The 23824-nt window shown below is 71.9% G+C and carries 22 protein-coding genes; 13 read left to right on the forward strand and 9 right to left on the reverse strand.

Annotated features, from left to right (window positions below; all coding sequences use genetic code 11):
* Positions 1–43: 43 nt before the first annotated feature.
* Both ABTX60_RS04840 and trhA read right to left on the reverse strand, forming a co-directional pair.
* Positions 44–775 carry a Mut7-C RNAse domain-containing protein gene (locus tag ABTX60_RS04840; protein WP_352095632.1) on the reverse strand — a complete coding sequence of 244 codons (732 nt, stop codon included), beginning with the start codon at positions 773–775 and terminating at the stop codon, positions 44–46.
* 121 nt (positions 776–896) lie between these two features.
* Positions 897–1610 (reverse strand): PAQR family membrane homeostasis protein TrhA, encoded by a 714-nt coding sequence (gene trhA, locus ABTX60_RS04845; protein ID WP_352095633.1) that lies wholly within the window; start codon positions 1608–1610, stop codon positions 897–899.
* Between the two features lie 327 nt (positions 1611–1937).
* Here trhA and ABTX60_RS04850 point away from each other — a divergent pair, with 327 nt between their 5' ends.
* A complete protein-coding gene (locus ABTX60_RS04850; protein WP_352095634.1) occupies positions 1938–3767 on the forward strand; it encodes a phosphoenolpyruvate carboxykinase (GTP) in 1830 nt (609 codons plus the stop codon).
* 202 nt (positions 3768–3969) lie between these two features.
* Here ABTX60_RS04850 and ABTX60_RS04855 read toward each other — a convergent pair whose 3' ends face one another.
* The 4 genes from ABTX60_RS04855 to ABTX60_RS04870 all read right to left on the reverse strand — a co-directional run bounded on the left by ABTX60_RS04855 (position 3970) and on the right by ABTX60_RS04870 (position 6468).
* Positions 3970–4407 carry an ATP-binding protein gene (locus tag ABTX60_RS04855; protein WP_352095635.1) on the reverse strand — a complete coding sequence of 146 codons (438 nt, stop codon included), beginning with the start codon at positions 4405–4407 and terminating at the stop codon, positions 3970–3972.
* Positions 4407–4577, reverse strand: coding sequence for a hypothetical protein (locus ABTX60_RS04860; protein WP_352095636.1), 171 nt, complete (start codon positions 4575–4577; stop codon positions 4407–4409). The genes ABTX60_RS04855 and ABTX60_RS04860 overlap by 1 nt, the downstream gene beginning before the upstream one ends.
* A 132-nt stretch (positions 4578–4709) precedes the next feature.
* Positions 4710–5129 (reverse strand): SCO4983 family protein, encoded by a 420-nt coding sequence (locus tag ABTX60_RS04865; protein ID WP_352095637.1) that lies wholly within the window; start codon positions 5127–5129, stop codon positions 4710–4712.
* 127 nt (positions 5130–5256) lie between these two features.
* A complete protein-coding gene (locus ABTX60_RS04870; RefSeq protein WP_352095638.1) occupies positions 5257–6468 on the reverse strand; it encodes a pyridoxal phosphate-dependent aminotransferase in 1212 nt (403 codons plus the stop codon).
* A gap of 126 nt (positions 6469–6594) precedes the next feature.
* On the opposite strand from ABTX60_RS04870, the gene ABTX60_RS04875 reads away from it, so the two are divergent.
* Positions 6595–7587: a hypothetical protein gene (locus ABTX60_RS04875; RefSeq protein WP_352095639.1), complete on the forward strand. Its 993-nt coding sequence runs from the start codon at positions 6595–6597 to the stop codon at positions 7585–7587.
* 162 nt (positions 7588–7749) lie between these two features.
* Positions 7750–8676, forward strand: coding sequence for a S1 family peptidase (locus tag ABTX60_RS04880; protein ID WP_352095640.1), 927 nt, complete (start codon positions 7750–7752; stop codon positions 8674–8676).
* 25 nt (positions 8677–8701) lie between these two features.
* On the opposite strand, the gene ABTX60_RS04885 is transcribed toward ABTX60_RS04880, so the two are convergent.
* Both ABTX60_RS04885 and ABTX60_RS04890 read right to left on the reverse strand, forming a co-directional pair.
* The gene (locus ABTX60_RS04885) at positions 8702–10315 is read right to left on the reverse strand and encodes an N-acyl-D-amino-acid deacylase family protein (protein WP_352095641.1); all 1614 of its coding nucleotides are present in this window, start codon (positions 10313–10315) and stop codon (positions 8702–8704) included.
* A gap of 13 nt (positions 10316–10328) precedes the next feature.
* Positions 10329–11612 carry an amino acid deaminase gene (locus ABTX60_RS04890; protein ID WP_352095642.1) on the reverse strand — a complete coding sequence of 428 codons (1284 nt, stop codon included), beginning with the start codon at positions 11610–11612 and terminating at the stop codon, positions 10329–10331.
* Positions 11613–11746: 134 nt separating this feature from the next.
* Here ABTX60_RS04890 and ABTX60_RS04895 point away from each other — a divergent pair, with 134 nt between their 5' ends.
* The 5 genes from ABTX60_RS04895 (at position 11747) to ABTX60_RS04915 (ending at position 16107) form a co-directional block, all read left to right on the forward strand.
* Positions 11747–12781, forward strand: coding sequence for a sugar kinase (locus ABTX60_RS04895; protein ID WP_352095643.1), 1035 nt, complete (start codon positions 11747–11749; stop codon positions 12779–12781).
* The gene (locus tag ABTX60_RS04900) at positions 12778–13539 is read left to right on the forward strand and encodes an IclR family transcriptional regulator (RefSeq protein WP_104777651.1); all 762 of its coding nucleotides are present in this window, start codon (positions 12778–12780) and stop codon (positions 13537–13539) included. Before ABTX60_RS04895 ends, ABTX60_RS04900 begins: the two co-directional genes overlap by 4 nt.
* Positions 13536–13946 carry a RidA family protein gene (locus ABTX60_RS04905; protein ID WP_352095644.1) on the forward strand — a complete coding sequence of 137 codons (411 nt, stop codon included), beginning with the start codon at positions 13536–13538 and terminating at the stop codon, positions 13944–13946. Before ABTX60_RS04900 ends, ABTX60_RS04905 begins: the two co-directional genes overlap by 4 nt.
* A gap of 101 nt (positions 13947–14047) precedes the next feature.
* On the forward strand, positions 14048–15526 hold the full coding sequence (locus ABTX60_RS04910; protein WP_352095645.1) for a GntP family permease: 1479 nt from the start codon (positions 14048–14050) through the stop codon (positions 15524–15526).
* Between the two features lie 65 nt (positions 15527–15591).
* Positions 15592–16107: a hypothetical protein gene (locus ABTX60_RS04915; protein WP_352095646.1), complete on the forward strand. Its 516-nt coding sequence runs from the start codon at positions 15592–15594 to the stop codon at positions 16105–16107.
* A 45-nt stretch (positions 16108–16152) separates the two neighbouring features.
* Here ABTX60_RS04915 and ABTX60_RS04920 read toward each other — a convergent pair whose 3' ends face one another.
* Complete coding sequence (locus ABTX60_RS04920; protein WP_352095647.1) at positions 16153–17505, reverse strand: M14 family metallopeptidase; 1353 nt, start codon at positions 17503–17505, stop codon at positions 16153–16155.
* A 274-nt stretch (positions 17506–17779) separates the two neighbouring features.
* On the opposite strand from ABTX60_RS04920, the gene ABTX60_RS04925 reads away from it, so the two are divergent.
* The 5 genes from ABTX60_RS04925 (at position 17780) to ABTX60_RS04945 (ending at position 23821) form a co-directional block, all read left to right on the forward strand.
* Positions 17780–20479, forward strand: a complete 2700-nt coding sequence (locus ABTX60_RS04925; RefSeq protein ID WP_352095810.1) for an ATP-binding protein — start codon at positions 17780–17782, stop codon at positions 20477–20479.
* Positions 20476–21375 (forward strand): anti-sigma factor RsbA family regulatory protein, encoded by a 900-nt coding sequence (locus ABTX60_RS04930; RefSeq protein ID WP_352095648.1) that lies wholly within the window; start codon positions 20476–20478, stop codon positions 21373–21375. The genes ABTX60_RS04925 and ABTX60_RS04930 overlap by 4 nt, the downstream gene beginning before the upstream one ends.
* Positions 21376–21456: 81 nt before the next feature.
* Complete coding sequence (locus ABTX60_RS04935; protein WP_352095649.1) at positions 21457–21933, forward strand: ATP-binding protein; 477 nt, start codon at positions 21457–21459, stop codon at positions 21931–21933.
* Positions 21934–22044: 111 nt separating this feature from the next.
* Positions 22045–23361 (forward strand): Nramp family divalent metal transporter, encoded by a 1317-nt coding sequence (locus tag ABTX60_RS04940; protein WP_352095650.1) that lies wholly within the window; start codon positions 22045–22047, stop codon positions 23359–23361.
* A 25-nt stretch (positions 23362–23386) separates the two neighbouring features.
* Positions 23387–23821, forward strand: coding sequence for a hypothetical protein (locus ABTX60_RS04945; RefSeq protein WP_352095651.1), 435 nt, complete (start codon positions 23387–23389; stop codon positions 23819–23821).
* The last annotated feature ends 3 nt before the right edge of the window (positions 23822–23824 follow it).

Below are 23824 nucleotides of genomic sequence, written 5' to 3' on the forward strand. Positions count from 1 at the left end.
GACCAGCCACGACGGTCCCGCAGCTCCCCGCGGCGCTGAAGAATCAACGGCGCTCCGCGCGGAGCGCAAGCGCCCGCTCCACGATGGCCTCCAACTGCTCGTGATGCGCACCCTTCCAATAGGCCCGCCCACACGCACCGCACCGCGCGAACACGTCGTACGTCGCATGCGTACCGTGCTTCAGCTGATCGGCGACCTCGTCCTTGCTCACCGTGCGGAGCATCCCGTTGCAGGCCGTGCACCGCGTCCACGGCAGCAACTCGGGCCGGAACCGTTCCAGCACGTCACGCAGCTGCTCCTCGGGCCGCGTGCTGTACACGAACGCCCCCGCCCACAGCTCGCGCCGCCGCAGCAGCCCCCGGTCGCGGCTCAGCATCACCCGCTGCTCGGCCGCCGAACGCGCCGCGAGGGCCGGGTCGCCGATGTCGGTCGACTCGTAGGCCGTGTCCACACCGAGCAGGCGCAGCCGGCGGGCCAGCGTGCCGAGGTGCACGTCGAGGAGGAAGCGCAGGGGAGCGCCCGGGACGTGCTGCGGACGGGCGACGGCCCGGACCGTCACGGACTCGCCGGCCGACGGGACGTGCGCGAAGGGCACCTCGCGGCCGTCCACGAGCAGCACGCCGACCTCGGTCAGCGGCACGCCCAGTGACTCGACCACATGGCCGAGGCTGGAGACGCCGTCCGTGGTGGCCCGCACGCCGGCCGACTGACGGGCCCGGGGCACGAACACGTGCAACTCGGGGGCGAACTCGACGTGGATCTCGGGACCGTTCACCCGGTCAGGATGCCATGGCGCACCGCGCCGGCCTCAGGATTTCTCGTGCTCGGCCATCGGAGTGATCCGGGCATGCGAGAGGCCACGGCCGGGAGCCGTGGCCCGAAGGGGTGGGAGGGCGCTATCCGTGCTGGTAGGCCACCAGTGAGATGCCCACGTAGTGCGAGATGAAGGCCGCCAGGGTGAGGGAGTGGAACACCTCGTGGAAGCCGAACCAGCGCGGTGACGGGTTGGGCCGCTTGATCCCGTAGACCACGCCGCCCGCGCTGTAGAGCAGGCCGCCGACGATGACCAGGACCAGGACGGCGATGCCGCCGGTCCGCATGAAGTCCGGCAGGTAGAAGACGGCCGCCCAGCCCATCGCGATGTAGCAGGGCGTGTAGAGCCAGCGCGGGGCGCCGACCCAGAAGACGCGGAAGAGGATGCCGGCCACGGCCGCGCCCCAGATGCCCCACAGCAGCCACTGTCCCTTGGCGCCGGGCAGGAGCAGCATGGTCAGCGGCGTGTACGTGCCCGCGATGATCAGGAAGATGTTGGCGTGGTCCAGCCGGCGCAGGACGCCGTCCATGCGCGGGCTCCAGTTGCCCCGGTGGTACAGCGCGCTCACGCCGAACAGCAGGCATGCCGTGAGGGCGAAGATGCCGCAGGCGATGCGTCCTCTGGAGGAGTCGGCGAGGGCGGTCAGCACCAGGCCCGCGACCAGAACGGCCGGGAACATGCCGAGGTGCAGCCAGCCGCGCAGCTTCGGCTTCACCGGGTGCGGCAGGGAGAGCGCCTTCGGACCGTGGCCGTCGGCCGCCGAGTCCGTGGGCGCGTCGGGGACGAACGCAGTCATGGGCGAATGGTAGCTACGGAACCGTAAGTGACGTATCAGCGCTGCGGATTGCAAGGCGAAGAGTGGCCATCCTCTCACCGTGACCCGGCGATGGTTACGCAAACGAACCTTCTGATGAACGCAACGTGCACGTAAAGCCGCGCCGGAAACCGTGGCGAGCCTCACGTTGCTCACCTGTGCGCTCCTCTGGACAGATGGGCGCGCACGTCGGATGATCAAATGAGTGCGGTCGGCACCGGATGAGCGCCAAGTTCAACCCTGAAGCATCCGGGTCGCAGCCCCCACGGGGCCTCCACATCACAAAAAATCCCTCATTTAGGAGCAATCGTGGCGCGCGACATCGCGGCTCCCACCGTCCCCACCACCCATCAGGGACTGATCTCGTGGGTCAACGAGATCGCCGAACTGACGCAGCCGGACAACGTGGTCTGGTGTGACGGATCCGAGGCCGAGTACGAGCGCCTGTGCGGGGAGCTCGTCGAGAAGGGCACCTTCCGCAAACTCGACCCGATCAAGCGCCCCCACTCCTACTACGCCGCCTCCGACCCCACCGACGTCGCGCGCGTCGAGGACCGGACGTTCATCTGCTCCGAGAAGGAGGCGGACGCGGGCCCGACCAACCACTGGAAGGCCCCCGCCGAGATGCGGGAGATCTTCCAGGGCGCCGGCGGCCAGGGCGGTCTGTTCCGCGGCTCCATGCGCGGCCGGACCATGTACGTCGTGCCCTTCTGCATGGGCCCGCTCGGCTCGCCGCTGTCCGCACTCGGCGTGGAGATCACCGACTCGGCGTACGTCGCCGTCTCCATGCGCACCATGACCCGTATGGGCCAGGCCGTCCTCGACGAGCTCGGCTCCGACGGTTTCTTCGTCAAGGCCGTCCACACCCTCGGCGCCCCGCTGGAGCCCGGCCAGGCGGACGTCCCCTGGCCCTGCAACCAGACCAAGTACATCTCGCACTTCCCCGAGGACCGCGAGATCTGGTCCTACGGCTCGGGCTACGGCGGTAACGCCCTGCTCGGCAAGAAGTGCTACGCCCTGCGCATCGCCTCCGTCATGGCGCGTGACGAGGGCTGGCTCGCCGAGCACATGCTCGTGCTGAAGCTGACCCCGCCGCGCGGCGAGGCCAAGTACGTCGCCGCCGCCTTCCCGAGCGCCTGCGGCAAGACCAACCTCGCCATGCTGGAGCCGACGATTCCCGGCTGGACGGTCGAGACCATCGGTGACGACATCGCCTGGATGCGCTTCGGCGAGGACGGCCGCCTCTACGCGATCAACCCCGAGGCCGGCTTCTTCGGTGTCGCGCCCGGCACCGGCGAGCACACCAACGCCAACGCGATGAAGACGCTCTGGGGCAACTCCGTCTTCACCAACGTCGCCCTCACCGACGACAACGACATCTGGTGGGAGGGCATGACGGAGGAGACCCCGGCCCACCTCACCGACTGGAAGGGCAACGACTGGACGCCGGAGTCCGGCGTCCCGGCCGCCCACCCCAACGCCCGGTTCACCGTCCCGGCCTCGCAGTGCCCGATCATCGCGCCCGAGTGGGAGGACCCCAAGGGCGTGCCGATCTCGGCGATCCTCTTCGGCGGCCGCCGCGCCACCGCCGTACCGCTGGTGACGGAGTCCTTCGACTGGAACCACGGCGTCTTCCTCGGCGCCAACGTGGCCTCCGAGAAGACCGCCGCCGCCGAGGGCAAGGTCGGCGAGCTGCGCCGCGACCCGTTCGCGATGCTGCCGTTCTGCGGCTACAACATGGGCGACTACATGGCCCACTGGGTCGACGTGGCCAAGGACAAGGACCAGTCCAAGCTGCCGAAGATCTACTACGTCAACTGGTTCCGCAAGGACGACGAGGGCAAGTTCGTCTGGCCCGGCTTCGGTGAGAACTCCCGCGTCCTGAAGTGGATCGTGGAGCGCCTGGAGGGCAAGGCCGAGGGCGTCGAGACCCCCATCGGCGTCCTGCCGACCAAGGAGGCCCTCGACACCGACGGCCTGGAGCTGGCCGAGTCCGACCTGGAGTTCCTGCTCACGGTCGACAAGGAGGTCTGGCGCGAGGAGGCCGCCCTGGTCCCCGAGCACCTCAACACCTTCGGCGACCACACGCCCAAGGAGCTGTGGGACCAGTACCGCGCGCTGGTGGAGCGCCTGGGCTGATCCCCACCCCGAACTCCGCGGCCGGCTGGAACCGACAGTGCCCTGACCAGCAACATCGTCACGGCCGGCCGCGGGACCGACAGGCGGGGCCCGCACAACGGCGTGCGGGGTTCCGGGCCCGTCGCCGCTCTCCGTCCGCCCCGACGGAACCCGGCGGCGAGGGGCCCACTCCCGCCCGCTTCGGCGCGGCCCCCAGGCGGGCTCACGAACGTGCCGATGAATGACCGAGCGCTCCGGCCGACACTTGGTGCAGGCCGGGGCGCTCGGGCGTTTTCGGAACACGGACGAGCAACTCGCACCACACCGTCTTGCGACCGGCCTCCTGCTCCACACCCCACCGCAGGGCCGGCGCGTCGAGCAGCGCCAGCCCGCGGCCCGACTCGTCCTCGGGGCCGACTGCTCCGATCAGGACGGGCAAGGCCCGGGGGTCGGGATCGGTGACCCCGAGCCGCACGCGTCCGCCCTCCTCCCGCCACACCCGTACCGTCACGGGGACGCCCTCCCCGACGTGCCGGATGACGTTCGTGACGAGCTCGCTCGCGCAGAGCTGCACGTCGATGCCGTACGAGCGCAGAGCCCGCCGCACGCTGGACACCTCGGCGGGGGTCGCGAGCAACTCCAGGGTCATCACCGGCCGCATCACGCGGCACCCTGGCGGAGAGCGGTGGCCAGGGCCTGCGCGGTGAGGAGATTGCAGGCGCCGAGTGTGATCAGCGGCCGCGCGGGCCGGGAGGCGAGAGCCGGGAGATCCACTCCGAGGGACGGCAGGGTGATGCCGTGTGCGGCGAGCGCGGCTCGCAACTCCTGCACATAGGGGCTTGTGGCGCCCGGTCCGCGCGTCGCTGCGGGTGCGCGCGGACCGGGGCCGCACTGGGGAGCCGGGGAGGCTCAAGGGGGCCCGGGCTCGAAGAGCCCCTCGAAGGGGCACGGAGCCCGATGGGCTCAGTGGGACGCGAGTTCGCGGGGCTCCAAGGCCGCCGTGTGGGCGTCCATCCGCTCGGCGGCCAGGATCGCGACCGCCGTGTCGGCGCGGGAGGCCGCGACGACCAGCGTGCGGCCCGCCAGGGCGAGTGCCCGCCGGTGCAGGGCGGCGGCGCCGGTCCCGCGACGGCCGCTGATCGGCGCGCGCACCGGGGTGCGTCCGCCGCGCAGCCGGCTCACCTGCTCCGCGAGCCGCTCCGCCGCCGTGTCCAGGTCGGCCGAGGCCTGCGTCGCGCGCAGCTCGTCCGTGACGGCGAGCAGGGCGGCGAGATGGCCCGCGAGCTGGATGTCCAGCTCTTCCTCGCGGGAACGGTGGGGGAAGTCCGGGTTGGGGCCGTCCACCGTGCTGTGGACCGACTTGGTGCGGATCGGTTCGTACATGGGAAGGCCTCCTGAGCTCTTACAGGAAACCATCCTAGCTTAGATTTCGTCTAAAGTTGAGCCGTTCACAAAACCGGACTGCCCGCGCACATAGGGTGAGCGGGCAGTCCGTGTCGGCCGGGCGTGGTCAGGGCTGGCTGTAGCCGTCCAGGAAGTGGCCGATCCGCCCCACCGCGTCGGTCAGGTCCCCGACCGTCGGCAGGGTCACCACACGGAAGTGGTCCGGCTCAGGCCAGTTGAAGCCGGTGCCCTGGACGACCATGATCTTCTCGCGCCGGAGCAGGTCCAGCACCATGCGGCGGTCGTCCTTGATCTTGAAGACCTTGGGGTCCAGGCGCGGGAAGAGGTACAGCGCGCCCTTGGGCTTCACGCAGGTCACACCCGGGATCTGGGTCAGCAGCTCGTACGCCGTGTCCCGTTGCTCGCGCAGCCGGCCGCCGGGCAGCACCAGGTCGTTGATCGTCTGGCGCCCGCTGAGCGCCGCCACGACTCCGTGCTGCCCCGGCATGTTCGCGCACAGGCGCATGTTCGCCAGGATCGTCAGGCCCTCGATGTAGGAGTCGGCGTGGGCGCGCGGCCCGGAGATCGACATCCAGCCGACCCGGTAGCCGGCGACCCGGTAGGCCTTCGACATGCCGTTGAAGGTGAGGGTGAGCAGGTCCGGGGCGACGGAGGCGGTCGGGGTGTGCGTGGCGCCGTCGTAGAGGATCTTGTCGTAGATCTCGTCGGAGCAGACCAGAAGGTTGTGCCGGCGGGCGATGTCGGTCAGGCCCTTGATCATCGCCTCGTCGTAGACGGCCCCCGTCGGGTTGTTGGGGTTGATGACCACGAGCGCCTTGGTGCGGTCGGTGACCTTGCGCTCGATGTCGGCGAGGTCCGGCATCCAGTCGGCCTGCTCGTCGCAGCGGTAGTGCACGGCGGTGCCGCCGGACAGCGAGACGGCGGCGGTCCACAGCGGGTAGTCGGGCGCGGGCACGAGGACCTCGTCGCCGTCGTCCAGCAGGCCCTGCATCGCCATCACGATCAGCTCGGAGACGCCGTTGCCGATGAAGACGTGCTCGACGTCGGTCTCGATGCCGAGGGTCTGGTTGTGCATGACGACGGCCCGGCGTGCGGCCAGCAGGCCCTTGGCGTCGCCGTAGCCGTGCGCGGTGGACACGTTGCGGAGGATGTCCTCCAGGATCTCCGGCGGGCACTCGAAGCCGAACGCGGCCGGATTGCCGGTGTTCAGCTTGAGGATCCGATGACCGGCAGCTTCCAGTCGCATCGCCTCCTCGAGCACCGGGCCCCGGATCTCGTAACAGACGTTGGCGAGCTTGGTCGACTGGATCACCTGCATGTCTGGGAGCTTACGGCCCGGTAATGCCTCCCGGGCCGTGTTTTCCGCCACGTGAGACGCGGGGATTTGGGGCGATATCGGCGCACGCTGTCCCACCAGCCCCTTCGGTCCCTAGAATGCCCCGCCATGTCCAAGCCATTCGATTACGCCGACGGAGCGACGGGCGGTGAGCCGCAGGGCCCGCCGAACGTCTACCTGCCGCAGGGGGCCGCGCCTCCGGCGTACGACGCCTACGCGGATCCGGCGGCGGCGCACGGATGGCAGGACGTGTACGGCGCGACGGGCCCGGCGGCCGCCGGGGGCGCGCCGCATCCGGGCGGCGGCACGACCGGCGGGAGCGGGACGGGCGCCCTTGCCGGCGCCGGTGCGTACGACGCCCACGGCGGGCCGGTGTATCCCGGTGACGCCGGGGCCCACGCGTACTACCGCGGCGGTGCGGCGGATGCGCGCGGCGGGCCGGCGTACTCCGGCGACACCGGCGGCCACGCCTACCCCGGCGGTGCTGCGGACGATGCCCGCAGTGGCCCCGCTTACTCCGGCGACGCCCTCGCCCACCCGCACCCCGAGGGCGCTGACGACATCGGTGAGACGCGTGAACTGCCGGTGGTGCCGGAGCCGGGTGGCCGGTCCCGGGCCGGGCACCGGGGCCGGCACAAGCCGCCCGCGTGGCGGTCGCGTCGCGTGGCGGTCGTCGCCAGTGCCGTGGGTGCCGTGTCGGCGGCCGTGCTCATCGCCGCGTTCTCCTTCTCCGGTGGGTCCTCCGGTGGGTCCTCCGGCGGGAAGCGGGGCGGCGAGGACGGCCGCACCGATCCGACGGCGGGGGAGTCGTCGACGGCGTCACCCGCGGACACCGGTCCGGCGGCGAGCCCCGAGGCCCCGCTCGCGGGCCGGCCGGGGGACTCCGGCGGGCCTACCGGCGCCGGGTCCCCGAGTCCGTCCCTCACGGTGAGCCGGACCCCGTCCGCGTCCGCCACGGGAGGCGCGAGACCCCCGGCAGGCACCTTTACGACCGCTCCCCCGGCGGACTCCGCTTCCAGTCCCGCCGCCACGACCTCGGCCCCCGGCAGGTCCGGCGGGAAACCCGGACATGGTCCCGGCGGCACCAAGGACCCCAAGTGACCTGCCCGTGAGGGCGGTTGAGTAGGGTCGTTCAGGACGCCTGGATTCCGGTTGTGGAACAGGTTCTTGTGCCATCCCCCTTTGCGCGATCACAATGCACATGACAATCGTGCAGGCGGCCGGAACATTTCCGGCCGCCTCCGTCGCAAGAGGGGACCCCCCATGAGAAAACCTCTCGCCGCCGCGTTCTGCGCCCTGGCGATAGCCGGGGCCGGCGCGGCCCCCGCGACCGCTGCCGAGGCCGCCCCCACGGGCGTCGGCAAGGTCGCGGACACGGGCTCGGCCACGTCCGCCGTCTCCGGCGTGGTCACGTCCGTGGAGCAGACGCTGTCCGGCCTCCGCGGCCCGCAGACCAAGGCCGTGAACTTCGCCGGCACCGTCGCGCTCAGCAACTGCTCCGGCTCCGTCGTCCGCATGCCGGACTCCGAGGCCGACGACCCGGCGCTCGTGATGACCAACGGCCACTGTCTGGAGTCCGGGTTCCCCGGCCCCGGCCAGGTCCTCGTCGACAAGGCATCCAGCCGCAGCTTCACCCTGCTGAACGCCTCCGGCTCGCGCGTCGCCACCCTGCGCGCCGCCAAGCTCGCCTACGGCACGATGACCGACACGGACGTCGCGCTGTACCAGCTCACCACCACGTACGCGCAGATCAAGAGCTCGTACAACATCAACGCGCTGACGCTGAACGACAGCCACCCCGTCGCCGGCAGCGCCATCGGCATCCCCTCCGGTTACTGGAAGCGCATCTACAGCTGCAACATCGACGGGTTCGTCCCCACCCTGAAGGAGGGCGACTGGACCTGGAAGGACTCGGTCCGCTACACCTCCGCCTGCAACACCATCGGCGGCACGTCCGGTTCGCCCGTCGTCGACCAGGCCACCAACAAGGTCGTCGCCATCAACAACACCGGCAACGAGGACGGTGAGCGCTGCACGGTGAACAACCCGTGCGAGGTCGACGCGAACGGCAACGTGACCGTCCGCAAGGGCATCAACTACGCCCAGGAGACCTACGGGATCCCGGCCTGCTTCGGGATCGACAACAAGCTCGACCTGAGCGCGAGCGGCTGCACCCTGCCCAAGCCGTAAGGCAGGCAGGGTGCCGGCCGGGCGGTCACGCGGGAGGAGTCCTGCGGACCGCCCGGCCCGCCAGCACGTCCGTGCGCCGGCCGTCCTCGATCACGAACCGGCCGTCGACCAGGACATGGGGGATGCCCGCCGGGAGCGTGCGCGGCTGCTCGAACGTGGAGCCCGCCGCGACCGTCGCCGGGTCGAACAGCACCAGGTCGGCCTTGTAGCCCTCGCGGACCAGCCCCCGGTCGGGCAGCCGGAGCCGCGCGGCCGGGCGGGACGTGAGGTGCGCGACGCACTCCTCCAGCGACAGCACCCCCAACTCCCTGACGTAGTGCCCCAGATAGTGAGGGAACGTGCCGTAGGCGCGCGGGTGGGGCTTCGCGCCCTGGAGGATGCCGTCCGAGCCGCCGGTGTGCACCCGGTGGCGCATGATCGCCCGGACGTTCTCCTCGTGGCCGACGTGCTGGAGGATCGTCGGGGCCAGCCGGTCGGCCAGCAGCAGTGCGCGCGCGGTCGCCCAGGGCGTCTCGCCCCGCCGGTCCGCCGACTCCTGCACCGTCCGGCCGACGAAATCGGCCAGGGCCGGGTCGTTCACGCCCGAGACCTCGAGGGTGTCCCACTCGACGGGCACGCCGTGGCAGCCGTCCGAGCCGGTGACCTCCAGATGGTGGCGGATGCGCTCCGCCGTCTCCTCGTCCGCCAGCCGCTTCAGGGTCTGCTCGGGGCCGCCCTCGCTCGCCCAGCTCGGCAGCACGGCCGCCAGCGTCGTACAGCCCGGGGTGTACGGGTAGGTGTCGAGGCTGATGTCGGACCCGGCCGCGAGCGCCTCGTCCAGCAGGGTCAGCAGCTCGGGCGCCCGGCCCTTGTTCACGCCGAAGTTCATGGTGGCGTGGGCGAGATGGAGGGAGCAGCCCGCCTCGCGGGTCAGCGCGACCATCTCCTCGTACGCCCGGAGGGCCCCGGCGCCGTAGGAGCGGTGGTGCGGGCAGTAGTAGCCGCCGTAGGAGGCCACCACCCGGCACAGTTCGGTCAGTTCGGCGTCGGGCGCGTACATGCCCGGGGTGTACGTCAGCCCCGAGGACATGCCGACGGCGCCCTGTTCCATGCCCTCCGCCACCAGCCGGCGCATCCGGTCCAGCTCGTCCGGGGTCGCCTCGCGGTCCTCCCAGCCGACGGCGAGCGCCCGGACCGTGCCCTGCGGGATCAGGTAGGCCGCGTTCACGGCGATCCCGCGGTCCAGCCGGTCCAGGTACTCGCCGACCGTGCGCCAGTCGAAGTCGACGTCGTCCCCCGGGCCGTTCCACCCGGCGATCGCCCGGCGCACCTCGCCGAGGGTGCGGTCGTCGACCGGCGCGTACGACAGCCCGTCCTGGCCGATGACCTCCAGGGTCACGCCCTGCGCGGCCTTGGCGCTGTGGTCGGGGTCGCGCAGCAGCGCCAGGTCGCTGTGGGCGTGCATGTCCACGAACCCGGGGGAGAGGACGAGCCCCTCGGCGTCCAGCTCCCGGCGGGCCGTGGGCCGCTGGCAGCCGGCCGCGGCGGCCTCCTTGACGATGGAGACGATCCGGCCGCCGTCGACCACGACATCGGCCCGGTAGGCGTCCGAGCCGGAGCCGTCGACGACGTCGGCGTCCCGGATGACGAGCTCTTCCATCGCTGCCTGCCTCCTAGAAGAACGTGCGGACGTAGTCGACGACCGTGCCGTCCGCCTCCGTGACGGGGATCAGCTGCCACTTGTCGAACGAGGTGCACGGGTGGGACAGCCCGAGCCCGACCCAGTCGCCGACCTCCAGGTCCGCCTCCGGCGTGGTGGCGAGCCAGGCGTGCTGGTCGGACAGGCCGGTCACGGACACGCCGGTGGCCGGGCGCTCGGCGCCGTCCCGGCGGATCACCTGGGCGAAGGGCAGATCGAGGTCGTAGGCCGCGTCCCGCTTGCCCGCGTTGACGAAGGCCTGCTCGGCGGAGGGGCGCGAGACCACCTGCGTCCACAGGCGGAACGCCGGCTCCAGGGCGCCCTCCTCGGGGACCCGGTTGAACGGGGTCAGCTTGCGGTAGTGGCCGTCGTCGTGCGAGACGTAGGCGCCCGAGCGCAGCAACTTCAGCACGGGCCGGGACAGTTCGGGGATCTCCGCGAAGACCTCGGCCACCGCGTCGAACCAGGCGCTGCCGCCCGCGCTGACCACGATCTCCTCCAGGCCCGCGAAACGGCCCGCCGTGTCGAAGTCGGCGGCCAGCGCCACCAGCCGGCGCAGCCAGGCCGTCACCCGCTCGGTGTCGGCCTTCGGCACCTCGCCCTCGTAGCCCGCCACACCGACGAGCCGCAGGGTCCGGGTGCCCGCCACCGCGTCCGCGACCGCCGCGCACTCGGCCTCCGTGCGGATACCGGTCCGGGCGCCCTCGCCCGCGGCGAGCTCGACGACGACGTCCACGGGGCGCGTGGCGCCGGCGTCCCGCAGCGCGGCGTCCATCAGCTCGACGCCCCGCACGGAGTCGACGTAGCAGACCAGTTCGAAGTCCGGGTCGGCGTCGAGCTCGGCCGCGATCCAGCGCAGGGCCGCCGTGTCGACCAGTTCGTTCGCCAGGAACACGCGCCGGGTCCCGAACGCCCGCGCCACCCGCACCTGGTGCGGCACGGCCAGCGTGATGCCCCACGCCCCGTGCTCGATCTGCCGCTGGAAGAGCTGCGGTGCCATGGAGGTCTTGCCGTGCGGCGCGAAGGCCAGGCCGTGCCGGGCCGCGTACGTCTCCATGAGCTTCAGGTTGTGCTCCAGGCGCTCGGCGGACAGCGCGAGCACGGGCGTGGCGAAGCCGCCGGTGAAGAGGTTGCGGCGCTGGCCGGCCAGCTCGGCGACGGTCAGCCCGTCGGCGTCCGGCGGGAGGCCCTTGAAGCGGTGGTCGACGCGCTCGGCGGCGAGCCGGGCGAGGGACTCGGCTGCGGTGTCGGCTGGCATGGAGCCTCCTGATCTGCGGTGTTGCAGTACTTGCAACCTTCATTGCATAGGGCGCTGAACGCTGTCTAACATCTCGGCCACCGCCGGTCAATGAAACCGCCACCCACCCGAGCCGCCGAGGAGCTACGACCATCGTGACCCCCACCGGACCTTGCGACGCCCCCGGCGTCGTGGACGTCGTCGCGCTCGGCGAGTCCATGGTCACGTTCCTGCCGTCCGGGCCGGGACGCCTCGCCGACGTGCCGTCCTTCGTGCGGGGGATCGGCGGGGCGGAGTCGAACGTGGCCTGCGGGCTGGCGGCGGCGGGGCACTCCGTGCGGTGGGTCAGCAGCGTGGGGGCGGACCCGTTCGGCGACCACCTGGTGGAGACGATCGCCGGGTACGGGGTCGACGTGGCGCACGTCCGGCGCGACCCGGACCGCCCCACCGGCATCTACTTCCGCACCGCCGGGGACCGGGCCGGCGACGCCCACGAGGTGGCCTACTACCGGACCGGGTCGGCCGCCTCGGCGATGTCCGCCGACACGGTGCACCCGGCGGCGGTGCGCGCGGGCCGTGTGCTGCACCTCTCCGGGATCACCGCGGCCCTGTCCAAAACCTGCCTCGACCTGATGCGCGAGCTGACCGCCCGCCGCCCCGGCCGCCCCCTGGTCTCCTTCGACGTCAACCACCGGCCCGGCCTGTGGCGCGACGGGGACGCCCCCACGGTCCTGCGAGACCTCGCCCGTGGCGCCGACCTGGTGTTCGTCGGGCAGGACGAGGCCTGGGGCCTGAGCAGCCCCGAAGCCGTCCGCGCCACCCTCCCCGAACCCGAGGTGCTGGTCGTCAAGCAGGGCGCCGCCGGAGCCACCGTCTTCGACCGGCGGGACGTCACCTTCGTGCCCGCACCCCGGGTCGACGTCGTCGCCGCCGTCGGCGCGGGAGACGCCTTCGCCGCCGGGTTCCTCTCCGCCACCCTGCGCGGACTGCCCGTAAGGGACCGGCTGCGGCACGGGCACCTCATGGCCGCCGCCGCCCTCACCGTGCCCGGCGACCTCGCGACACCGCCCGCGCGGGGGCACGCCGACCGGCTCGCCGCCCTGGACGACGCGGCATGGGGGAGACTGCGACTCGGCCCGGGCTGGACCGAGGGGACACAGCGGGCCGACGAGGAGGTACGTACGCCATGAGCCAGACCGTCGACCGCGCGCTCAGCATCCTGCCGCTGCTCGCCGAGGGCCCCGCCGACCTGGGGCGGGTCGCCGACCGCCTCGGCGTGCACAAGTCCACGGCCCTGCGCCTGCTGCGCACCCTCCACGAGCACGGCCTCGTCTACCGCCAGTCCGACCAGCGCTACCGCCTCGGCGCCCGGCTCTTCGCGCTCGCCCAGGAGGCGATGGAGAACCTCGACGTGCGCGAGATCGCCCACCCCCACCTGGTCCGCCTCAACGAGAGCTGCGGGCACACCGTGCACCTCGCGGTGTACGAGGAGCACGAGGTGCTCTACATCGACAAGGTCGACAGCCGCTACCCCGTGCGGATGTACTCCCGCATCGGCAAGCCCGTCGCCATCACCGTCGCCGCGGTCGCGAAACTGCTCCTCGCCGACCTGCCGGAGCACGAGCGGCGGGCGATCGCGGAGAAGCTCGACTACCCCACCTACACGTCCCGTTCGACCCCCGACGCGGCCGCGTTCCTGCGCGAGCTGGAGAAGGTGCGTGAACAGGGCTGGGCCACCGACCTCGGCGGCCACGAGGAGTCCATCAACTGCGTCGCGGCGCCCGTCCGCGGCGCCGACGGCCGGGTCGTCGCCGCGATGTCGGTCTCCGCGCCGAACGTCGTGGTCACCGCCGACGAACTCCTCACCCTCCTGCCGCTGGTGCGCCGTACGGCGGACGCCATCAGCGGCGAGTACTCCGGCAGGACACCAGTGAAGGGCACCGTATGACGGACAAGATCGCACTCACCCCGAAGACCCACACCACCCCGCCGGCGAAGTTCTCCCACGGTGTGAGGAAGGGCAACATCCTCCAGGTCGCCGGCCAGGTCGGCTTCCTGCCCGCCGAGGAGGGCAAGGCGCCCACGCCCGCCGGGCCGGGCCTGCGCGAGCAGACCCTCCAGACCCTGGCCAACGTCAAGGCGATCCTGGAGGAGGGCGGCGCCTCCTGGGACGACGTGATGATGATCCGCGTCTACCTGACGGACGTGGACCACTTCGCCGAGATGAACGAGATCTACAACGCGTACTTCGAGGAGCAGGGGCTGACCCAGCCGCCCGCCGCGCGCACGACGGTCTACGTCGGCCTCCCCGCGGGTCTCCTCATCGAGATCGACGCCCTGGCCGTCCTCGGCTGACCCACCCCACCCCGCCTTCTTCGAGGCGCGGCGCCTTCGATGCGCCGCGCCGCGGTCCCCCCTACCCAGAAGCCGCATGCATTTACGCAGAGGACCCCCGAATGTCCCCTTCGCTCGCCGCGTCCGCCCCTGCCGGGACCCCACCCCACACCGGAGGCCTGCTCCTCCTCGTGGACGGCACCGCCGGACTCCTGCTCACCGCAGCGCTCGGCATCGTGCTGCTGCTCTTCCTCATCATCAGGACGAGACTCCAGCCGTTCGTCGCGCTGCTCGCGGTCTCCATAGCCGTCGGCCTCGCCGCCGGTCTCTCGGTCACCGAACTCTTCGGCACGGTCCAGAAGTCGGACGCCGTCTCCACCATCGAGTCCGGCATGGGCGGCATCCTCGGCCATGTCGCCATCATCATCGGCCTGGGCACCATGCTCGGCGCGATCCTCGAAGTCAGCGGCGGCGCCGAGGTGCTGGCGAGGCGTCTGCTCGGCCTGTTCGGCGAGAAGCGCGCCCCGCTCGCCATGGGCCTCACGGGCCTGATCTTCGGCATCCCGGTCTTCTTCGACGTCGGCATCTTCGTCCTGGCCCCGATCGTCTACGCCGCCGCCAAGCGGTCGGGCAAGTCGATCCTGCTGTACTGCCTGCCCCTGCTCGCGGGCCTGTCGGTCACCCACGCCTTCCTTCCCCCGCACCCCGGCCCGGTCGCAGCGGCCGGCCTCCTGCACGTGGACCTCGGCTGGGTCATCCTCATGGGCATCGTCTGCGGTCTGCCGGCCGTGGCGGCCGCGTGGGCCTACTCGGCGTGGGTCGGCCGCCGCATCTTCGTCGCCGTGCCGCAGGACATGGTCGAGGCGGCGGAGGAGGCCAAGCAGGCCGTCGTGGACGAGCAGCGGGCCGCCGGAGTCGCGCCCAGCGAACAGCCGGTCTCCCTGGGCACCGTACTCGGCATCATCGGCACGCCCCTGGTCCTCATCCTCGCCGCGACGTTCTCCTCGATCGCCCTGGACCCGTCCACCGCGCGATCGGTGATCGAGTTCTTCGGAAACCCCTTCGTGGCCCTCACCATCGCCCTGTTCCTCGCGTACTACCTGCTCGGCATCCGCCGCGGCTGGTCCCGCAAGTCCCTGGAGACGGTGTCCACCGCGTCCCTCAAGCCGGTCGGCAACATCCTGCTCGTGGTCGGCGCGGGCGGCGTCTTCGGCGCGGTCCTCAAGGCCAGCGGTGTCGCCCAGGCCCTCTCGGACACGTTCCACGACGTGGGCCTGCCGGTGCTCGTCCTCTCCTACCTGATCTCCGTCGTCCTGCGTGTGGCCCAGGGCTCGGCGACGGTGGCGATCGTGACGACCGCGGGCATCGTGGCCCCGCTCCTCTCCGAGGGGAACCACTCCCAGGCCTTCGTCGCCCTGGTCATCATGGCCATCTCGGCCGGATCCATCTTCGCCTCGCACGTGAACGACGGGGGCTTCTGGATGGTCGCCAAGTACTTCGGCATCAGCGAGCGGGACACCCTCAGGACCTGGACCGTGCTGGAGAGTGTGCTGTCCGTGGCCGGGTTCGCGGTCGCGGCGGGCTTGAGTCTGTTCGTGTAGGCGTCTGATAACGAAGTCGGGGTCGACTGTGTGCCGCACAGGTTTCTCGACCATACTTCTGCGCTGTGGAGCAGCGCATAGGTTCGAGCAGCCAGCCCCTGGAAGGCGCCGGATTCGACCCGGCTTTCATCCCCGGGCTCACGTCACCCGCGTCCGGACGGACCAAGGAGGACGGGCCGGAGAAGGAGCCTGAGGTCGCAGCGAGCGAGGAGGTCGAGGAGGCCGAGGAGGCCGTCCCCGAGCCGGAGGACACGGCGGAGGCGGAACCCTCCGAAGAGGAGGAGCCCGCGGCCGACGGCCCCGTCTTCGAGGCGTCCGACCGCCGCGCCCGGCTGGTCGCCGACCACAGAGGCGTACGCATGTCCCTGGACGACCAGGAATGCGAGTTCCGCTGGGACGAGATCGGCGCGGTGGAGACGGAGACGGCCCGCTTCGGCAAGCGGTACACCGTCACCGTCCACACCCCTGACCGGCGTTGGTACCCGATCGAGATCGAGGCGCCGGCCAGGAGCCGTTTCAAGGAGTGGGACGAGCAGTTGGACGCGGTCCTCGATGCCTACTTCGAGGAAAACGCCGAGTAAGGGGCGCGAGGCTCTGCTGATGTGCGGCTGCGCCGCCTGGGCGCACTAACCGCAGTACTGAGTCTCCTTACCGATCGACCGGTACATGCAGTCGGCGTTCTCCAGCAGTTGCAGCACCGCATCGCGGTTACGGGAGGTCTCCCGCTCGATCACCTCGTCGGGCGGGTAGAACCCACCCCCACCGGACCGGGGGTACATCTCGAAGGTGTACGCGAAGATCTTGTGCGTGCCCCAGAGGTAGTCGTCGATCGACCCGTCGGTGATGTACAGGTCGCTGGACTGCTCCGCCGTGTAGCCGTTGCTCGCGGCCATCTTGCGGCCGACCGCCTTGAACGCCGCGTTGTCGTCCGCGGTCATCCCGGTCGTGGTGTCGGAGTACGTGTAGCCGAATGGCCACAGCACCAGCTCGCTGTAGGTGTGGAAGTCGACCCCCGCCTTGATCTGCTGCTTGCCGCCGACGACCCGGCTGCGCACGAAGTCGGAGACGACCTTCACCTCGGGCGCCGACTCCGCGGCCGAACCCCGGTACGTGTCGGAGGAAGCGGAGCCGGAGGAACCGCCGCAGCAGCCCCAGCGGTAGTCCCAGTTGCGGTTCAGGTCCGTACCGACGTATGACGAACCGGAGTTCGGCTGCCGGTTCTTGCGCCAGGAGCGGTAGGAGCCGGTGGCGATGTCGTACTCGCCGCCGTCCGGGTTGATGTCCGGGACGATCCAGATCTCGCGGTTGTTCACCATGCCGGTGACGCGTGAGTCGGAGCCGTAGCCGGAGGTCAGCTCGCGCAGCAGGTAGAGCGCCATCTCGACGGTCAGGTGCTCGCGGGCGTGCTGGTGGTGCGTGAACAGCACCTCCGGCTCGGACTCGTCGGCGCTCACGTTGTCGCTGATCTTGATGGCGACGATGTTCCGGCCTTGGTAGGACTTGCCGATCACGCGCTGGCTCGCGATGGACGGGTTGGCCGAGACGACCGAGTTGATCTCGTTCGTCATCTCCGCGTAGTTGTGGTACTTCGAGTCGGCCGACGGGAAGTCGAGGAGCCGGACGTCGTCCTCGCCGGCGGACCGGTCGGGCACGGCGCCGAGCGGGGTGACCTCGTACCCCAGGGTGCGCAGCTTCTTGATCTGGTCGGCGCGGCCGGAGACCACGACACCGTGTCCGTGGACCTCGTCCACGGTCACGCCCGTGCGCTGAAGTGCCGTGCGGTCCTGGGCCGTCGAGTGCAGATGGATCTCGTACTGCCGGACGTCGTCCGCCGAGGCGGCCGGCTTGCGGGCGCTGTCGGCGGTGGCGTCGCCGGTCGTCGCGGACAGGGGCGCCGCGAGGACGAGGGCGAGGAGGCCGGCGAGGGCGGCGGTGCGTCTGCCGGTGCGGGCACCGGAGCCTCGTATGCGAAGTCGCATGAAATCTCCTTGTGGGAGGTGGGGTTGATCCGTGCGACGTACGTGGTGCGGGTGGCGCACATCGTTCTGCTAATGGCATGAGCAGGTCAAGACTGAAAGTGGCCGCGCAGTGTACGCGCGCGGCGTCCCGGTCGAGGTGTCACGGCGGAAGTGCACCCCCAGGGGTGGCTCCGGCGTGCATATATGTACGGGACTCGGAGAGAGTGAGGTCCGCGCACAGGGAGCCGGAGTGTCCGGATCCCCGGACCCCCACCCCTCAGAGGACTGGCTGATCATGGGCGGATCAGCGCCACGACGGGACCACCACCTGCCGGCCGAGACGACCAGCTTCGTCGACCGGCGTGGCGAACTGACCCAGGGCCGCGAACTGCTGGCCCGCGCACGGCTGGTGACGCTGACCGGACCGGGCGGCGTCGGCAAGACCCGGCTCGCGGCGCGCATCGCGGCCCGGGTGCGGCGCGCCTTCCCGGACGGCGTGCGTTACGTGCACCTGTCCGGACTGCACGACCCGGCCCTCGTCCCGCTGGCCGTCGCCGACGCGCTCGGGCTCCACGACCGCTCCGCCCAGCCGCCCCTGGACGCCCTCGTCGAACAGGTACGGGACCGGCGGCTGCTCCTCGTCGTCGACAACTGCGAGCACCTGGCCGACGCGTGCGCCCGGCTCGCCGCCGCCCTGCTGCACGGCTCCGAGGGTGTCCGGATCCTCGCCACCAGCCGGCACCGGCTCGGCCTCACCGAGGAGCACCTGCTGGAGGTACGTCCGCTGCCGGTGCCCGACCCGGACGGCGACCTGTCCGCGGCCGAGGGTTACCCGGCCCTCCGGCTCTTCAGCGACCGGGCCGCCGCCGTCGTCCCCGGCTTCCGCCTCACCCCGGCCAACCGCGCCTCCGTCGCCCGGCTGTGCCGCCGCCTGGACGGTCTGCCCCTGGCCATCGAACTCGCCGCCGTCCGCATGCGGGTCCTCGACGTCGACCAGCTCCTGGACCGCCTGGACGACCGCTACCGCTTCCTGACCACCGGCAGCCCCGCGGCCTTGCCCCGCCACCAGACCCTGCGCGCGGCGGTCGCCTGGAGCCACGACCTGTGCACCGTCCCCGAGCAGACGGTGTGGGCCCGGCTGTCGGTCCTGCCGGGCAGCTTCGACCTGGAGACGGCGGAGGCGGTGTGCGCGGACGCCGCTGCCCCGCAGAGCAGCCGGCCTTCGGCCGGGACCACCGCGTGTGTGAACGGGGCCGAGGTTCGGGACGGTGCCGGGCTTCTGGGTGGGGATGTGTGGCCGGACGGTGCCGGGCCTCCGGGCCCGGGTGCGTGTTCGGACGGTGCCCGGCCTCTGGAGAGCACGCGTCCTCCGGGGGCCGTCGTCCTGGGCGCGGAGGGCCGGGGGCAGCTCGTCGCGCTCCGGAGCGCGACACCGTCCGCCCTGCCCGCCCTGCCGGGACGGTGCCCGGACGGCTCCGGCGCACACGCCCGGGCCGTGGCAGCGCCCACCGGTCCCCCCGGTCTGGGCACGGACCACGTCCTGGAGGCCGTCGCCGGGCTCGTGGACAAGTCCGTGCTCTGCCGGAAGCCCGGGCCCGGCGGTGTGCGCTACCGGCTGCTCGACACCCTGCGCCAGTACGGGCTGGAGCAGTTGCGGCGGGGCGCCGGGCTGGAGGAGGCCGTCCGGCGGCGGCAGCGGGACTGGATGACGCGGCGGGCCGAGGAGTGCGAGCGCGGCTGGTTCGGGCCCGGCCAGCCGGAGACGGTCGCCCGGCTGCGCGCCGACCGGGACAACCTCCGCGCGGCCCTCGACTTCAGCCTCTCCACCCCCGGCGAGGCCCTCGCCGGGCTGCGTCTCGCCGGCACGCTCTGGTTTCACTGGCACGCCTGCGGCGCCTCCCGCGAGGGCCTGTACTGGCTCGACCGGGCCCTGACCGCCGCCCCCGGGCCCACCCGGGAACGGGCCCGCGGCCTGTGGGTCGCGGGGCTGCTGGCCGCCGCCACCCGGGACTTCCCCCGGGGCCGCCGCCACGCCACCGACGCCCTCGCCCTCGCCCGTACCCTCGGCGACGACGCCGAGGCCGCGCACGCGGAGTACGTCATCGGAGTCATCCGGCTGTTCGGAGACGACCTGCCCGGAGCGCTGCGGCACTTCGAGACCACCGTCGCCCGCGGCCCCGTGCCCGGCCAGCACCTCAGCCTCGTCGGCCTCGACCAGGTCGAACTCGCCTGCGCGCTGGGCTACCTGGGCGAGGCCGAGGGGGCCGTCGAGGTCTGCGAGCGGGCCCTCGCGCTGTGCGAGCGGCACGGCGAACAGTGGGTCCGCTCCTACGTGCTGCGCATCCTCGCCCTCGCCCATACCGTGCGCGGCGACTGGCACCGGGCCGAACGGCACGCCCGTGCGGCCCTGCGGCTCAAACTCGCCGTCCACGACGTCATCGGCATCGCCCTCACCCTCGATCTGCTCGCGTCGATCGCGGCCGCACGCGGCGATCACGACCACGCCGCCGTGCTGCTGGGCGGCGCCGACCGCGTCTGGGCCGACATCGACACCGGCCGCTGGGGCTCCCACACCCTCAACTCCGTACGCCGGGACACCGAGGAGCGGGCTGCCCGGGCCCTCGGACGCGAGGCGTTCGAGCGGGCCCACCGCCGCGGCGGGGCCCTGAGTCTCGCGGAACTGGCCGGCCAGGAGCTCCAGGAGCCGGGCCGCCCGCACCCCACGGAACCCGCCCCCGCCACCGCGCCCCCGCACGACGACGGCACGGTCCGTCTGACCCGCCGTGAGACCGAGGTCGCCCAACTCGTCGCCGAAGGGCTCGCCAACCAGCAGATCGCCGACCGCCTGGTGATCGCCCGCCGCACCGCCGAGGGCCATGTGGAACGCATCCTCGGCAAGCTCGGCTTCAGCAACCGCAGCCAGATCGCCGCCTGGGTGACGGCCCAGCGCTGCCCCGCCCCCACCCGCACCCACCCACCCGAGGGGATCACGTGACCACCGCAGAACTCAGCCCGTTCGACCACCGCATGGCCGTCTTCGACTCCGACGACGGCTTCCTGGCCGCCGCCCTGCCCTTCCTCGGCGAGGGCCTCGACGCCTCCGGCGAACCCCCGCCGGTGGCCATCGCCGCCCCGCACCACCTGGACCTCCTGCGCGACGCCCTCGGCACCGGCGCGAAGGACGTCACCTGCATCCCGCACACCGACTGGTACACCGGCTCCGCCGCCAACGCCGTCGCCCGGGCCGCCACGTATCTCGCGGCGCACGCCGGCCCCGGCGGCCGGCTCCACCTCGTCATGGAGCCCGTCTGGAGCGGCCGCGCCGGCCGGTCGGCCCGCGAGACCACCGAGTGGATCCGCTACGAGGCCCTCGCCAACCTCCTCTTCGCCCCCATGTCCACGACCGCCCTGTGCGCGTACGACACCCGCACCGCCGGGCCCGCCGTCGTCGCCGCGGCCCGCCGCACCCACCCGGACACGGAGGTGTACGAGGACCCGCTGCGGCTCGCCGCCGAACTCGACGCCGTACCGCTGCCGTTGCCCCCCGCCGGTGCGCTGCGCCTGCGGGAGCCGCGCGGTGCGGCCGTACAGAGCTGGGCCGTGGGGCGGGGGCTGCCCGATGCGGACGCCGAGCTGTTCGCCGCCGCCGTGGCGGAGAGCGCGGCCGCCCTCGCGCCCCTCGACGGAGATCTCCTGCTGTGGGGCGATGCTCCCGGCTGCGTCTGCGAACTGCGCTCGGCCCGCCGTCTCGACGACCCGCTCGCCGGCTTCGTCCCGCCGGCCGCGGCCCCGGACCCGGGACCGGGGCTGTGGTACGCGCGTCAGGTCTGCGCCTACGTGGACATCCGCGACGACGCCGACGGAGCGACGGTCCGTCTCCAGTACGCGTGACCTCCTCACCTGCACAAGCAGGTAGGGGATCGGGTAGTCCTCCCCGTGCGCGGGACCGCCCGGGGGGATCACCCTGGACCCATGCTGCAACTCTCCGGGCGGCACCACCTCCCCGACCCCGACGCCCACTTCGGCCCGTTCCCGCAACCACCCTTGGGAGCGGGGCATCTGAGGGTCGAGTACGCACCCCGGCCCTCCGCCGTCCGTGAGGCACGGGCGGAGGTCCGCAGGCAGCTGGAGGGCTGGGGGCTCGCCGAGCGCGGTGACGTCGCGGAGGTAGCCGAACTGCTCGTCGGCGAACTGGCCACCAACGCCGTGGTGCACGCCCGGAGCCCCTTCCGGCTCACCCTCTTCGCCGCGCACGGCCTCCTGCGCTGCGAGGTCTCCGACGCCGCGCGCCGTGTCCCGCGGGTGCTGGACGCGGGCACCGGGGAGAGCGGCCGCGGAATGTTCCTGGTGGACGCGCTCGCCCAGCGCTGGGGCTGCCATCGGGACGGGCCGGGCAAGACCGTGTGGTTCGAGCTCGGCACGTGTGGGGCGGACGGCTGTGGTCGGTGACGGCCGTAGCGCTCCGCCGGGCCTGACCGGGCAGGGTGTCCTACGGGCATCGAGTGAAGATCCGGTCAGGCCCTCTTGTCCCGCGGGCGCCTTTGAGCTTTCTTGACCTGCATGGCGGACACCACGGGAAACACCACCGAGAACGAGGCCACCCACCCCCCACAGCCCCGGAAAGCGAGCTGGAAGTACATCGGCCCGGGCATCGTCGTCGCGGCGACCGGCGTCGGCGCCGGTGACCTGGTCGCCACGCTGATCGCGGGTAGCAACTTCGGCTACACCCTCCTGTGGGCCGCGATCATCGGCTGCCTGGTGAAGATCTCCCTGGCCGAGGCGGCGGGCCGCTGGCACCTGTCCACGGGCCGCACCCTGTTCGACGGCTGGGCCAGCCTCGGCCGCTGGACCACCTGGTTCTTCGCGGTCTACGTCGTCGTCTGGGGCTTCGTCTACGGCGCCGCGGCGATGTCGTCGAGCGCGCTGCCGCTGCAGGCGCTGTTCCCCGACGTGATGGACCTCAAGTGGTGGGGCATCGCCTGCGGTCTGGTCGGCCTGGTCTTCGTCTGGTTCAACAAGTACGCGGTGTTCGAGAAGGTCATGACGGTCCTGGTGGGCGTCATGTTCGTGGTGACGGTGTACCTGGCGATCCGGGTCACGCCGAACATCCCCGACGCCTTCGCCGGACTCCTGCCGGTCCTGCCGGACGAGAAGGACTCGATCCTCAACACGCTGGGCCTGATCGGCGGTGTGGGCGGCACGATCACCCTCGCGGCGTACGGCTACTGGGTCAACGCCAAGGGCTGGACCGACACCGGCTGGATGAAGGTCATGCGCCTGGACAACCGCGTCGCCTACGCCACCACGGGCATCTTCGTCATCGCCATGCTGTTCGTCGGCGCGGAGATGCTCCACTCGGCGAACGTCGCCATCGCCAGCGGTGACAAGGGCCTGATCCAGCTGGGCGACATCCTGGAGAAGGAGTACGGCCCGGCCACCGCGAAGTTCTTCCTGATCGGCTTCTTCGCCACGTCCTTCACCTCGCTGATCGGCGTCTGGCACGGCGTGAGCCTGATGTTCGCCGACTTCGTGGCCCGGCTGTCGGGCAGGGGCCGGGCGGGGGGCGAGGAGGTCGCCTCGGGGACACGCGAACGCTCCTGGCCGTTCCGCGCCTATCTGCTCTGGCTGACCTTCCCGCCGATGATCCTGCTTTTCGAGGGCCAGCCCTTCCGCCTGATCATCATCTACGGCGTCCTCGGCGCGGCCTTCCTGCCCTTCCTGGCCGGCACCCTGATCTGGCTCCTCAACTCCTCTCGCACGCCCCGTGAATGGCGCAACGGGGCCCTCAGCAACGCCATGCTCGCCGTCGCCGGCCTGCTGTTCCTGGTCCTGTGCGTGAAGCAGATCTGGGACCAGCCGTGGGGGGAGTTCTTCTAGGGCAGGGGGCAGGGAGAATGGCCGGATGACCCAGCAGCCCCCGCCCCCCGGCCCCGGCTTCGGCCCGCCCCCGCCGCAATACGCGCCGGCGCCGCCCCCGTACGCGGCCCCGCAGCAGCCGTACGCCCAGGCCCCGCAGCAGCAGCCGTACGCCCAGGCTCCGCCGCAGCCGGCGGCGGGCGGCCCGGACTTCCTGGCCGTCGACAAGCGCAACGCGGTCGTCGTCGACGCGTCGGGCGTCGCCTTCGAGTCGTCCGGTCTCTCGATCGAGTTCCGCTGGCCCGAGATCCGCAGCGTCCACTACCAGGCGAGCCCGAGCGGCAAGGCCCTGATGGTCGCCGTGGTCCACATGGACGGCCGGTTCTGTGAGTGCGTGGTGGAGGCCAAGCCCAGGTCGCGGCTCCAGGAGTGGTTCCCGCAGCTGGCCTGGGTGCTCGGCCACTACCGTCCGGCGGGATAGGGG

The sequence above is a fragment of the Streptomyces sp. NPDC126510 genome (genome assembly GCF_040302345.1).
Lineage (GTDB): Bacteria > Actinomycetota > Actinomycetes > Streptomycetales > Streptomycetaceae > Streptomyces.